General features: G+C 74.2%; 12 protein-coding genes. 3 read left to right on the top strand and 9 right to left on the bottom strand.

Features of this window, described 5'->3' with window-relative positions; genetic code table 11:
* From F8274_RS15750 to F8274_RS15715, 8 genes are all read right to left on the bottom strand, one after another.
* Positions 1-437, bottom strand: a 437-nt coding sequence (locus tag F8274_RS15750) for a DivIVA domain-containing protein (RefSeq protein ID WP_151463144.1), incomplete at its 3' end; no start/stop codon positions are given.
* 29 nt (positions 438-466) lie between these two features.
* On the bottom strand, positions 467-1,612 hold the full coding sequence (gene rlmN, locus F8274_RS15745; protein ID WP_151463143.1) for a 23S rRNA (adenine(2503)-C(2))-methyltransferase RlmN: 1,146 nt from the start codon (positions 1,610-1,612) through the stop codon (positions 467-469).
* 104 nt (positions 1,613-1,716) lie between these two features.
* The gene (locus tag F8274_RS15740) at positions 1,717-3,120 is read right to left on the bottom strand and encodes a phosphatidate cytidylyltransferase (protein WP_151463142.1); all 1,404 of its coding nucleotides are present in this window, start codon (positions 3,118-3,120) and stop codon (positions 1,717-1,719) included.
* A gap of 256 nt (positions 3,121-3,376) precedes the next feature.
* Entirely contained in the window at positions 3,377-3,934 is a 558-nt protein-coding gene (gene frr / locus F8274_RS15735) for a ribosome recycling factor (RefSeq protein WP_151463141.1), read from the bottom strand.
* An 87-nt stretch (positions 3,935-4,021) separates the two neighbouring features.
* Complete coding sequence (gene pyrH / locus F8274_RS15730) at positions 4,022-4,789, bottom strand: UMP kinase (RefSeq protein ID WP_091268664.1); 768 nt, start codon at positions 4,787-4,789, stop codon at positions 4,022-4,024.
* A 165-nt stretch (positions 4,790-4,954) separates the two neighbouring features.
* On the bottom strand, positions 4,955-5,782 hold the full coding sequence (tsf, locus tag F8274_RS15725; RefSeq protein ID WP_151463140.1) for a translation elongation factor Ts: 828 nt from the start codon (positions 5,780-5,782) through the stop codon (positions 4,955-4,957).
* Positions 5,783-5,937: 155 nt separating this feature from the next.
* Positions 5,938-6,828, bottom strand: coding sequence for a 30S ribosomal protein S2 (gene rpsB, locus F8274_RS15720; protein ID WP_151463139.1), 891 nt, complete (start codon positions 6,826-6,828; stop codon positions 5,938-5,940).
* A gap of 315 nt (positions 6,829-7,143) precedes the next feature.
* A complete protein-coding gene (locus F8274_RS15715; protein ID WP_151463138.1) occupies positions 7,144-8,088 on the bottom strand; it encodes a hypothetical protein in 945 nt (314 codons plus the stop codon).
* A gap of 220 nt (positions 8,089-8,308) precedes the next feature.
* On the opposite strand from F8274_RS15715, the gene F8274_RS15710 reads away from it, so the two are divergent.
* Genes F8274_RS15710 through F8274_RS15700 form a run of 3 tightly spaced genes read left to right on the top strand, consistent with a single transcriptional unit; the run spans position 8,309 to position 11,426 of the window.
* Entirely contained in the window at positions 8,309-8,668 is a 360-nt protein-coding gene (locus tag F8274_RS15710; protein WP_151463137.1) for a YraN family protein, read from the top strand.
* 2 nt (positions 8,669-8,670) lie between these two features.
* Positions 8,671-10,191: a YifB family Mg chelatase-like AAA ATPase gene (locus F8274_RS15705; RefSeq protein ID WP_151463136.1), complete on the top strand. Its 1,521-nt coding sequence runs from the start codon at positions 8,671-8,673 to the stop codon at positions 10,189-10,191.
* A complete protein-coding gene (locus F8274_RS15700) occupies positions 10,188-11,426 on the top strand; it encodes a DNA-processing protein DprA (protein WP_151463135.1) in 1,239 nt (412 codons plus the stop codon). The genes F8274_RS15705 and F8274_RS15700 overlap by 4 nt, the downstream gene beginning before the upstream one ends.
* Before the next feature lie 23 nt (positions 11,427-11,449).
* On the opposite strand, the gene F8274_RS15695 is transcribed toward F8274_RS15700, so the two are convergent.
* The gene (locus F8274_RS15695) at positions 11,450-11,791 is read right to left on the bottom strand and encodes a hypothetical protein (protein WP_151463134.1); all 342 of its coding nucleotides are present in this window, start codon (positions 11,789-11,791) and stop codon (positions 11,450-11,452) included.
* Between the last annotated feature and the right edge of the window lie 346 nt (positions 11,792-12,137).

Genomic DNA, 12,137 nt, shown 5'->3' with positions numbered 1-12,137 from the left:
CCGCCGGCGAAGGCGCCGGTGGGCTCGTCGTAGCGGTTGCCGTAGCGGTCGGCGGGCGGGCCGGCCTGCGCGGGCATCGGCCGGGGCGGCATCGGGGGCTGCGGCACCGGGGAGAGGCCACGGTCGTCGCGCATCGGCGGGCCGAGCCGGTCGGCCATCCGGGGGTCGCCACCCCGCCCGCCGGGGGCGCCACCGCGCTCCTCCAGCTCGGCGAGCTGCCGCTCGACCCGGTCCAGGTGCAGGTCGACCTGCCACTCGTCGTAGCCGTTGAAGCGGACCCGGAAGACGACGTCGTGGACCTCCTGGGAGGCCACGGGCGCGCCGACCGGCTGTCCGGCGAGTGTCGCCTCCACCCGGTCCAGGAAGGCGTCCACCTCGTCGACCTTGTATCCCCGGCGGAGCGCCTTACGCCGGAAACGCTGACCCTGACTCGCCACTATGTCTCCTGGTCTCTACCGCTACGCCGTCACGCCGTTGCGGCGCGTGGGTCGCTGTCCCTGTCCTCGGCGGCGGCGAGCTGCCCACACGCCCCGTCGATCTCGCGACCCCGGGTGTCCCGCACCGTGGTGGACACCCCGGCGTCGCGCAACCGCCGGACGAACTCCCGCTCGACCGGCTTCGGGCTGGCGTCCCAGCGGCTGCCCGGAGTCGGGTTGAGCGGGATCAGGTTCACGTGGGCCAGCTTGCCGGCCAGCAGCCGCCCGAGCAGATCGGCTCTCCACGGCTGGTCGTTCACGTCCTTGATCATCGCGTATTCGATGGACACGCGACGCCCCGTCGTGTCCGCGTAGTCCCACGCCGCGTCCAGCACCTCGGACACCTTCCAGCGCTGGTTGACCGGCACGAGTTCGTCGCGCAGCTCATCATCGGGGGCGTGCAGCGACAACGCAAGGGTCACTGAGAGGTCTTCGCTGGCCAGTCGGCGGATGGCCGGAACCAGGCCGACCGTGGAAACGGTGATGTGCCGCTGGGACAGGCCGAGGCCCTCCGGGGCCGGGGCGACCAGCCGGCGGATCGCCGCCACCACCCGCGCGTAGTTGGCCAGCGGCTCGCCCATGCCCATGAACACCACGTGCGACAGGCGCGGCGGGGAGCCGGCCACCGCCCCCGAGGCGGCCACGCCGGCGAGGTAGACGGCCTGGTCGACGATCTCGGCGGTGGAGAGGTTGCGGGTCAGCCCGGCCTGGCCGGTGGCGCAGAACGGGCAGGCCATGCCGCAGCCCGCCTGGCTGGAGATGCAGACGGTGACCCGGTCCGGGTAGCCCATCAGCACGCTCTCCACCAGCGAGCCGTCGTGCAGCCGCCAGAGCGCCTTGCGCGTGGCGCCGTCGTCGCAGGCCATCTCGCGCACCGGGGTGAGCAGGGTGGGCAGCAGCGTGCCCGCCAGCCGCTCGCGGGTCGCCGCCGGCAGGTCGGTCATCCGCTCCGGGTCCCGGACCAGACGGCCGAAGTAGTGGTTCGAGACCTGCTTGGCGCGGAACGCCGGCTCACCCAGCTCGGTGACGAGCGCCTGCCGGCCCGGCAGGTCCAGGTCGGCGAGGTGACGGGGTGGCATCGCGGGCCGGCGGCCGCGGGCGTCGGGGTCTACGGAGATCAGCGGGAGGCTCGTCATGGCGCGTCCAGTCTGACACGCCGAACGGGGGACGCACCTGTCCGTGGGTGCCGAATCGGCCCCGGCCGGCCGGCCGAGGCGACGTCACCCGCGTGATTCACGCCTCAGCCCGCCATCGGGACGAAGATCGCCAGCAGCAGGTAGGCGGTCGGCACCGCGAACAGGATCGAGTCGAGCCGGTCCATCAGGCCGCCGTGCCCGGGGAGCAGGTTGCTCATGTCCTTGACCCCGAGATCCCGCTTGATCATGGACTCGGCGAGGTCGCCGAGGACCGCCGCGCCGGAGATCGCCACCCCGAACAGCGCACCCCACCAGGGAGCCACGTCGAGCAGCAGCCAGAGCAGCAGGGCGCTGCCCGCGGCCGCCGCGGTCACCGAGCCCGCGAAGCCCTCCCAGGACTTCTTCGGGCTGATCGTGGGAGCCATCGGATGCTTGCCGAAGGCGACGCCGGCCGCGTAGCCGCCGGTGTCGGAGAGCACGACGGCGACCAGGGTGACCAGCACCCGCAGGTGACCGTCGTCGGGTGCGGCCGCCAGCATCGCCGCGAAACCGCCGAGGAACGGCACGTAGACCGCGATCAGGGTGGCCGCGGTGAGATCGCGCTGGTAGTTGCCCGGGCCGTCGCCCAGCCGCCAGATCATCGTGCCCAGCACGGTGACCAGGAGGCCGAGACAGAGCGCGTCCGGACCGGCGAACCAGGCCAGCCCGACGGTGATCACGCCACCGGCGACCAGCGGCACCAGCGGCGGGTGGGCGCCGCTGCGGCGGACCGCGCCGGCCATCTCCCAGGAGCCGATCGCCACCGCGGCGGCGATCACGGCGAGGAACGCCGGCAGGTAGAAGAAGAGCGGCACCACGATGGCCGCGCCGAGGGCCAGTCCGACACCGATCGCGGCCGGCAGGTTGCGCCCCGCCTTGGACGTCTTCGGCTGGGCGGTCGGCGGACGGTCCGCGCTGGCCCGCCGCCGGCCCCGCGACCGGCGCGCCGCCGACGGCTCCGGATCCGGTCCGGGCTCGTCGCGCACCGCCGGGAGCTGAGTGGTCGGCTCGTCGCGTACCGGAGCGATCTGGGCCGTCGGGTACTCGCCGTCGGGCCGGTCGTAGTCCCGGCCCCGCGGGGACGCGTCGTAGCGTTCCCTCGGGTCGGCGCCCCGACCCAGGTCGCGCGGGTCGTGGTCCCACAGGTCCCGGTCCGCGGTGCCGAAACCGCCGGGACCTGCGTCCCGGTGGCCCGCGTCCACGTGACCCGGCCCGCGGGGGGCCGGCTCGTCACGCCAGCCCCGCTCGGGGGCCGGCGGTCCGTCGTACGGCCGGCGGCCGCGCGGCGCGTCGTAGCCGTCAGCCGGTCGGGCGTGCGGGTCGGCGGCGGGCGGCCGGGCGTACGCCTCCGGGCCGGCAGCCGGCCGGCGCCAAGGCCCGGGCTCCAGGTCGGTCTCCGGCCACGGCAGCGGGGCCGGGCGGTCCCAGCCGCGCGGCTCGGCGTTGCCGTAGGGGTCGGGGTGGGACATCACGCACCGGCAGGCGGTACGGGAGCCACCACATGACGCAAGACCAAGACCATCCCCTACAGCCGCGAGCAGTTCCGGTTGACCGGCCCGACGGCCGGCCGATCCCCGCCGTTCACCCGGTGGTGGGCAGGAATCGTGCCGAGCCTACTGCACCCGGGAAGCCCGCACGGCGGACGTGGGCCGGCACGACGACGGCACCGGGCCGCCACCCGGGTTGGGGCGGCGGCACACCGGTGCCGTGGCGGTACGCGGGCGCTCAGACCTCGAGCAGCTCGTTCTCCTTGTGCTTGACCAGCTCATCGACGGTGGCGACGAAGCGCTGGGTCAGGTCGTCCAGCTCCTTCTCCGCACGCCGGCCCTCGTCCTCGCCGACCTCGCCGTCCTTGACCAGGCGGTCCAGCTCTTCCTTGCCCTTGCGGCGGATGTTGCGGACGGCCACCTTGGCCTCCTCGCCCTTGTGCCGGGCGACCTTGATCATCTCGCGGCGCCGCTCCTCGGTCATCTGCGGGAGCACGATGCGCAGCTGGTTGCCCTCGTTGTTCGGGTTGACCCCGAGGTCCGAGTCGCGGATCGCCTTTTCCATGGCGTTCAACTGCGAGTTGTCGTACGGCTTGATGATCACCATGCGCGGCTCCGGCACGGCGATGGACGCCATCTGCGGCAGCGGGGTCGGGCTGCCGTAGTAGTCGATGACGATCCGGGAGAACATGGCGGCGTTGGCGCGACCGGTGCGGATCCCGCCGAACTCCTCCTTGGCGTGCTCGATGGCACGCTCCATCTTCTCCTCTGCCTCGAGGAGGGTGTCGTCGATCACCGGTCTCCTCGCCTCCTTCTGTCGCTCGTCGTGGGCTGTGCGGGTGCTGCTGTTGTCGGAGGACCGCTGCCGGCTCGGCGGAACCGGTCAGGCGGTGATCAACGTGCCGATCTTCTCACCGCCGACGGCACGGACGATCGTGTCGTCGCCCTGGGCGCCGAAGACCAGCATCGGCAGGCCGTTCTCCATGCAGAGGCTGAACGCCGCGGCGTCGGCCACCCGCAGGTTGCGGCGCAGCACCTCGGAGAAGGTGATCGAGTCGAGCTTGCTCGCCGTCGGGTCGATCCGGGGGTCGGCGGTGTAGACCGCGTCCACGCCGTTCTTGCTCATCAGCACCACGTCGGCGCGGATCTCCAGCGCCCGCTGGGCGGCCACCGTGTCGGTGGAGAAGTAGGGCATTCCGGCACCCGCACCGAAGATGACCACGCGGCCCTTCTCCAGGTGCCGGATCGCCCGCAGCGGGATGTACGGCTCGGCGACCTGGGCCATGGTGATGGCGCTCTGCACCCGGGTCTCGATGCCCTCCTTCTCCAGGAAGTCCTGGAGCGCCAGGCAGTTCATGACCGTGCCCAGCATGCCCATGTAGTCGGCGCGGGCCCGGTCCATGCCGCGCTTCTGCAGCTCGGCGCCGCGGAAGAAGTTGCCGCCGCCGACCACCACGGAGACCTGCACGCCGCGGCGCACCACGGTGGCGATCTGCCGGGCGATGGCCTGCACGACGTCCGGGTCGACGCCGATCGCGCCGCCACCGAAGACCTCGCCGGAGAGCTTCAGCACCACCCGGCGGGCCCGACCGGGCGGCGGGGCCGTCGGGTCATCCGCCGCCAGGCTCCGGTCACTCACAACCTGCGTCATCCGACCCGCCCCTTCCGTCGCGCACCTCGTGGGCGCCGCGTACCGCGTACCTGCCGCTGCCGACCCTATGTGACGAGGAGGCCGCGGTGCCTGTCACGTACACCGGCGGCCTCCTCGTCGAAGAATTCCCTGTGCCCGGGCGCGTCAAGCGCCCGGAGCGGCGGCTCAGGCCTGGCCGACCTCGAACCGCACGAAGCGGGTCACCTCGATGCCGGCGTCGGCCAGCAGCTGCTTCACCGTCTTCTTGTTGTCGGCGACCGACGACTGCTCCAGCAGGACGAAGTCCTTGAAGAAGGCGTTGACCCGGCCCTCGACGATCTTCGGCAGCGCCGCCTCGGGCTTGTTCTCCTCGCGGGCGGTCTGCTCGGCGATGCGCCGCTCCGACTCGACGGTCTCGGCCGGAACCTCGTCGCGGGTCAGGTACTTCGGCCGCATGGCGGCGATCTGCATGGCCACGCCGCGGGCGTCCGCGTCGCCGGCCTCGTCCGCCTTCCCGCTGTACTGCACGAGCACGCCGACCGCCGGGGGCAGGTCCTGGCTCTTGCGGTGCAGGTAGACCGCGGTGGTGCCGTCGAGCTTGGCGAAGCGGTTGAGCACCAGCTTCTCGCCGATCTTGGCGGACTGCTCCTGGATCACGTCGGCCACGCTCTTGCCGTCGATGGTGCTGGCGAGCAGCTCCTCGGCGTTGGTCGCGCCGCTGGCCACACCGTGCTCGACCAGCTGCTGGGCCAGCGCGATGAAGGCGTCGTTCTTGGCGACGAAGTCGGTCTCGCAGTTGAGCTCGAGCAGCGCCTGGCCGGCGTGGGCGATGAGGCCGTTGGCGGCCGTGCGACCGGCCCGCTTGCCGACGTCCTTGGCACCCTTGACGCGCAGGATCTCGATGGCCTTGTCGAAGTCGCCCTCGGCCTCGGTCAGCGCCTTCTTGGAGTCCATCATGCCGGCGCCGGTGAGGTCGCGGAGCTTCTTGACGTCCGCGGCGGTGAAGTTGGACATGACTCTCTCTTCGGTGTTTGAGACTGCGTTCGAATGTCTGGCTGCCGGTTACCCGGATTTCTGGCCGGTCTGCCCGGCTCCGGGCCGGTTCTGCCCGGCGTACCCGTCGCGCCCCACCGACCGTGAAAACGGACGGTGGGGACGCGACGGCGAGATCACTCCGCGGCGGCGGTCGCCGGCTGCTCGGCAGGGGTCGCCGGCTGCTCGGCAGCGGTCGCCGGCTGCTCGGCAGCGGTCGCCGGCTGCTCGTCGGCCTTCTTCGGCTCCTCGAGCAGCTCGCGCTCCCACTCGGCCAGCGGCTCGTCGGCGCCGACCTGGCCCGGCTCCGGCTTCTCGTCGCCACCCCGGCCACGGCCGGAGCGGGCGATCAGACCGTCGGCGACCGCGGCGGCCACGACCCTGGTCAGCAGCTCGGCCGAGCGGATCGCGTCGTCGTTGCCCGGGATCGGGAAGTCGACCTCGTCCGGGTCGCAGTTGGTGTCGAGGACGGCGATCACCGGGATGCCCAGCTTGCGGGCCTCGTCGACGGCGATGTGCTCCTTCTTGGTGTCCACGATCCAGACCGCGGCCGGGAGCTTCTGCATGTCGCGCAGGCCACCGAGGGTCTTGCTCAGCTTCTCCTTCTCGCGGGAGAGCTGCAGGGTCTCCTTCTTGGTGTAACCGGCGGCGGTGCCGCTCAGGTCACCCAGGGCCTCCAGCTCCTTCATCCGCTGGAGCCGCTTGTACACCGTCTGGAAGTTGGTCAGCATGCCGCCCAGCCAGCGGTGGTTCACGTACGGCTGGCCGACCCGGGTCGCCTGCTCGGCGATGGCCTCCTGGGCCTGCTTCTTGGTGCCGACGAAGAGGATGCTGCCGCCCCCGGCCACCGTGGTGCGCACGAAGTCGTACGCCTTCTCGATGTAGTCGAGGGTCTGGCGCAGGTCGATGATGTAGATACCGTTGCGCTCGGTGAAGATGAAGCGCTTCATCTTCGGGTTCCAGCGCCGGGTCTGGTGCCCGAAGTGGACACCGCTCTCCAGCAGCTGACGCATGGTCACGACGGCCATGGTGGGGTACTCCCTGTTTGTCCCTGGTTGTCCCGTCCAGCCGGCGGCCGGACGCCTGGCGCCCGGTCGTCGGCCATGGTGGGCCCGATCAGGGATCGGGACCAGGGAGGCCGCCGCCCCACGAGATCCGTGGAGAGGGCGCGCGAGGTCGACCGCGCAAGGCGGTCGCCAGTCGACCAGTGTACGCCCCTTCTCCGCCCCCCGGTCCCGGGGTTCGGGAACACCCATCCGACCCTGTTCCGGACGCCCCACGCGGCGCGCCGAGCCCGGGCGGCCGACGGCGTCAGCGGGCGGCGAGGGCGGCGGTCGACTTGGTCAGCGGGCGGCGAGGGCGGCGGCGAGGAAGAGCACCAGTCCGACGGTCAGGTAGGCGGTCGGCGGGCGGAGCCAGCCGCGGCTGCCGTCGGCGAGCGCGAGCCCTCCGGTGCGCAGCCCGTACAGGCCGGTGCCGAAGATCGGCAACCCGATGACCAGGAACGTGCCCACCACGACGTGCGAGGTGGAGACCGGGTCGCCGACCAGGCCCCGCAGCAGCACCCGCACGGCGGGTACCTCCAGGACCAGCACCAGCACCGCGAGCAGCACCGCGAGGGCCGGGCGGCGGGTGCGGTAGACCCCGTCGCCGGGCGGCGGGCCGTCGGGCCGGGGCGCGACCGACGGCATGGGACCGGTGGGCATCTCCAGCGGGTGCGGCGCCGGCCCGGCCGTCGCCTCCGGTGCGGGGCCGCCCGGGCGTTCCCCGACGATCAGCGGGGTCGCCCCGCCGGGGCTGGGCCGGTCCCCCACGCCGATCGGCGTCGCACCGGCCTGGGCCGGCCCGACCGGACGGGCCGGCTCGACGACCGGGTAGCCGCCCGCCGGGCCGGAACGCAACGGGTCGGCGGCGCGGTCCGTGGCGAGGGAACCGGCGGACTCGCGGGCCGGGTAGCCGGCCGTGGAACCGGGACGTAGCGGGTCGGCGGACTCGCGGGCCGCCCGCCGGCCGCCGCGCTCCCCCGGTAGCTCGCCCGAGGTTTCCACCGGGTCGTCCAGCCGGTGCGGCCGCCAGCCGTCCGTGTCGTCGCTCAGCGGGTCGGCGGTCCCGAACCGGCCCGGGTCGCCGTACCGGTTCTCCCCCGTGCGCTGCTCCGGGGCCGGGAGGTCGTCGTCGCGGTAGCGCGGTTCGCCGGCGGCACGCCAGTCCGGCTCGTACCCGCGGTCGCCCCAGTGCGACCCTTGCTGATCGTCGGGAAAGCTCCGTCGTCCGTCCACGACCGGCACGGTATGCGACCGGCACCACGCGCGCCATTCGGGCCGCTCGGAGCATCGCCGCTGGTCACGGACGACATAGGCGGTCATCACGGGCACCCGGCCCAGCGGCGGCCCGGCCGGGCCTAGCACAGCGGCACCATGATCGTGCGTCCGTCCACAGGGGTCTCCGTCGTCCACAGGCGCCCCCGCTCCGGACCCACCGCCGGCCCGCCCACCGCACGCTGGCGGCATGACGAAGCGGAACCAGGCCGTCGGGGCGTACGGCGAGCGGTGCGCGGTCCGGCACCTGATCGAGGCGGGGCTGCGCCCGGTCGCCCGGAACTGGCGGTGCCCCGAGGGGGAGATCGACATCATCGCCTGGGAGGGGCCGGTGCTCGCCTTCTGCGAGGTGAAGACCCGGCGCACGGAGGACTTCGGCAGTCCGGCCGAGGCGGTGGTGCGGGCCAAGGCGCGCCGGCTGCGCGGGCTGGCGGCGCGCTGGCTCGCCGCGACGGGCACGACCGCCGACGAGGTCCGCTTCGACGTCCTGGCGGTCCGGCTCCCGGTCGCCGGACCGGCCCGGGTCGAGCACCTGAGGGGCGCGTTCTGACCATGAGCTACGCCAAGGTGCTCTGCGTCGGCCTGGTCGGGATGGCCGGGCACGTGGTCGAGGTGGAGGCCGACCTGGCCCCCGGGCTGCCCGGCGTGGCGATCTCGGGCCTGCCCGACACCGCGCTGCACGAGGCCCGGGACCGGGTCCGCGCGGCCATCGTCAACTCGGGCCAGAAGTGGCCGAACCGCCGGATCACCCTCAACCTGCTGCCGGCCACCCTGCCGAAGTACGGCTCCGCCTTCGACCTGGCCATCGCCGTGGCGGTGCTCGGTGGCTCGGGCGAGCTGCCGCTCGTGCCGCTGGACGCCACGGTGGTCCTCGGCGAGCTGGGCCTCGACGGCACCGTCCGCCCGGTACGCGGCGTGCTGCCGATGGTGGCCGCCGCCGCCCGGGCCGGGTTCGCCCAGGTCGTGGTGCCGGCCGGCAACGCCCCCGAGGCGGCGGTGATCCCCGGCGTCCACGTCCGCGCCGTGGACACCCTGCACCGCCTGGTCGCCTTCGTCCGGGACGGCACGCCGCTGCTCGCCCCGCCGGCCGACGCGCCCGCTCCGGTGACCGGTGGGCCGGATCTCGCCGACGTGGCCGGGCAGCGGCTCGGCCGCCGGGCGCTGGAGGTGGCGGCGGCCGGCGGTCACCACCTGGCGCTGCTCGGCCCGCCGGGCGCCGGCAAGACCATGCTCGCCGAGCGGCTGCCGTCGGTCCTGCCGGAGCTCGACGACGACGCCGCCCTGGAGGTCACCGCCCTGCACTCGATCGCCGGCCTGCTGCCGACCGGTGGCCGGTTGCTCCGCCGGCCCCCGTTCCAGGCACCGCACCACACCGCGACGGTGCCCGCGCTGGTGGGCGGCGGGTCCGGGCTGGCCCGGCCCGGGGCGCTGTCGCTGGCGCACCGGGGCGTGCTCTTCCTCGACGAGGCCCCCGAGTTCAGCAAGGGTGCGCTGGAGGCGTTGCGCCAACCGCTGGAGAACGGCCGGGTCCAGGTCGCCCGGAGCCAGGGCTCGACCGAATACCTGGCCCGCACGCAGTTGGTGCTGGCGGCGAACCCGTGTCCCTGCGCGAAGCCGTCGGGCGACGTCGACTGCGAGTGCACGCCGCTGGCCCGGCGGCGCTACCTGGGCCGGCTCTCCGGCCCGCTGCTCGACCGGGTCGACGTGCAGGTGCGGCTGCCCCCGGTGCGTGCGGCCGAGCTGTTGCAGACCGGCACAGCCAACGAGTCGTCCGCGACGGTCGCGGCGCGGGTCGCCGCGGCACGCCGGGCCGCCGCCGACCGCTGGGCCCCGACCGGTCTGCGGCTCAACGCCGAGATCCCCGGTCCGTACCTGCGCCGGTCACCGTGGCGGCTACCCGGACGGGACACCGGGGAGCTGCGGAAGCGGCTCGACACGGGATCGCTGTCGGCACGCGGCTTCGACCGGGTGATCCGGCTCGCCTGGACCATCGCCGACCTGGACGGGCGGGACCGCCCCGACGGCGGGGACATCGCGGAGGCCATCCAACTGAGGACGGGAGAGGGCGCATGAGCGGGACGGAGGAACGCCTGCTGGCGCGGGTCGCGTTGACCTGGCTCGCCGAGCCGGGCACCCGGTCGGTGCACCGGCTGGTCGACCAGCTCGGCCCGGTCGCGGCGCTCGACCAGCTCCTGGACGGCGGCGCGCCCGACCCCGCACTCCGGTCGGCCGTGGCGGCCCGCTCCGCCGCCGGTGACGCGCGAGTGGTGGCGGAGCAGGCGCTGCGCCGCACCGAGCGGCTCGGCGCGCGGATGGTCACCCCCGAGGACGAGGAGTGGCCGGCCCAGGTGGCGGACCTACGGGCGCTCCAGCTGTCCGGGACCGGTCGCCGGGTCGACCTGGAGACCGCCCCACCGCTCTGCTTCTGGGTACGCGGGGCGTGGCCGCTGGGCGAGGCGTTGGCGCGATCCGTCGCCGTGGTCGGCGCCCGGGCGGCCACCCCGTACGGCACGCACGTCGCCACCGAGCTGGGCTACGGGCTGGCCGACCGGGACTGGACGGTGGTCTCCGGCGGGGCGTTCGGCATCGACTCCGCCGCGCACCGCGGCGCGCTGACCGCAGGCGGGCTCACGGTCGCCGTGCTGGCCTGTGGTCTGGACCGCCCGTACCCGATGGGCAACGCCGCGCTGTTCGACCGGATCGCCGAGAGCGGCCTGCTGGTGAGCGAGTGGATGCCCGGGGCCGAACCGCTGCGGCCCCGGTTCCTCATCCGCAACCGGGTGATCGCGGCGGCGACCGCGGGCACGGTGCTCGTGGAGGCGTCGGCCCGCAGCGGCGCCACCCAGACGCTCAACCGCGCGATCGGCGTCGGGCGGCCGGCGATGGTGGTGCCGGGGCCGGTCACCTCGGCCATGTCGGTCGGCGCGCACGAGGCGCTCCGCGAGCAACCCAGGGCGCGGCTCGTGACCGGCACCGCCCACGTGCTGGAGGAGGTGGGGCGGATCGGTTACGACCTGGCGCCGCCCGCCCGCGCGCCGGAGCGCCCCCGGGACCAGCTCGACGACGAGGCGGCCCAGGTGCTGGAGGCGCTGCCCCGGCGGAAGGCGATCGGCGTGGAGCGCGTCGCGGCGCGCGCCGGCGTGGACCTGCGTACCGCGATGCGCAAGCTTTCCATGTTGGAGGAACTGGCCCTGGTGGTGCGCCGCGACGACGGCTACGCCCTCGCGCCGCCGCCGGAGCGCGCGACCCGGGCCGGCCGGGCGCCGACAGGCGTCAGTCCGGGTACGTCCGCCGCTCCGCAGAGTTGACCTGGCCGAGGCTGTCCGTGCGCTCAGTCACCCTCGAACCGGATCTCGGCGTCGCGGCTGTTCTGGCAGCGCCGGGCCAGGAGGTCCAGCCGGCGGACCTGGTCGACCTCCGCGGGCGCCCGGGCCACCTCGGCCAGGCAGCGCAGCTCAACCAGCAGTTGCGGCACCCCCTCGACGTCGACCACCAGCTCGCCGAGCGGGTCGATCCGGTCCAGCAGCGGCGTACGGCCGCCGCCCCGGACCCGCTTGAGCAGGTCCAGCAGGACGTCGTGCGGGTCCGCCACCACGTCGGTCGAGACGTACGACGGTCGGCGGCGAACGGGCCCGGCCCGCACCTGCCGGTAGAGGACGGCATCCACCCCCACGCTCGGTCCCTCCTCCCACCGGCGTCGCCACCCCCGGGACGCCCGTTCCGATCCGTCTCGCGTGTCACCCTCCGCGCCGCCACCTCGCCGGTGCGCCCCCAGCGCCCAGCCGCCCGCCGTGACGGGGTGTCGGCACCTGCCGGCAACGCCGCCCGTTCGCCCACCGGCGACCCGCGCACGTTGCCACTGTCCTGTTCGTAGGAACAGTTTCCCCTGTCCAGGCCCAGGTCAGCCACCCCGAACGGCGTGCCGCGCCGCGTCAGGTTCGGTTCCCGTCACGCCGCCGATGCGACCGCCCGTCGGACCCCGACGGCGCCCCGCCGACGGTCAGCGGGCTCCGGCCCGG

The organism is Micromonospora sp. AMSO31t (assembly GCF_008868175.1).
Taxonomy (GTDB): Bacteria; Actinomycetota; Actinomycetes; order Mycobacteriales; family Micromonosporaceae; genus Micromonospora.
The sequence above is the reverse complement of the archived record's forward strand: the minus strand, read 5'-3'. Positions and strand labels throughout refer to the sequence as shown.

Bases quoted from the DNA above. Each gene is read 5' to 3' on its own strand.
- F8274_RS15710 (WP_151463137.1), top strand. From the start codon at position 8,309: ATGACGAAGCGGAACCAGGCCGTCGGGGCGTACGGCGAGCGGTGCGCG.
- F8274_RS15700 (WP_151463135.1), top strand. From the start codon at position 10,188: ATGAGCGGGACGGAGGAACGCCTGCTGGCGCGGGTCGCGTTGACCTGG.
- rlmN (WP_151463143.1), bottom strand. From the start codon at position 1,612: ATGACGAGCCTCCCGCTGATCTCCGTAGACCCCGACGCCCGCGGCCGC.
- F8274_RS15740 (WP_151463142.1), bottom strand. From the start codon at position 3,120: ATGTCCCACCCCGACCCCTACGGCAACGCCGAGCCGCGCGGCTGGGAC.
- rpsB (WP_151463139.1), bottom strand. From the start codon at position 6,828: ATGGCCGTCGTGACCATGCGTCAGCTGCTGGAGAGCGGTGTCCACTTC.
- F8274_RS15705 (WP_151463136.1), top strand. From the start codon at position 8,671: ATGAGCTACGCCAAGGTGCTCTGCGTCGGCCTGGTCGGGATGGCCGGG.
- pyrH (WP_091268664.1), bottom strand. From the start codon at position 4,789: ATGACGCAGGTTGTGAGTGACCGGAGCCTGGCGGCGGATGACCCGACG.
- tsf (WP_151463140.1), bottom strand. From the start codon at position 5,782: ATGTCCAACTTCACCGCCGCGGACGTCAAGAAGCTCCGCGACCTCACC.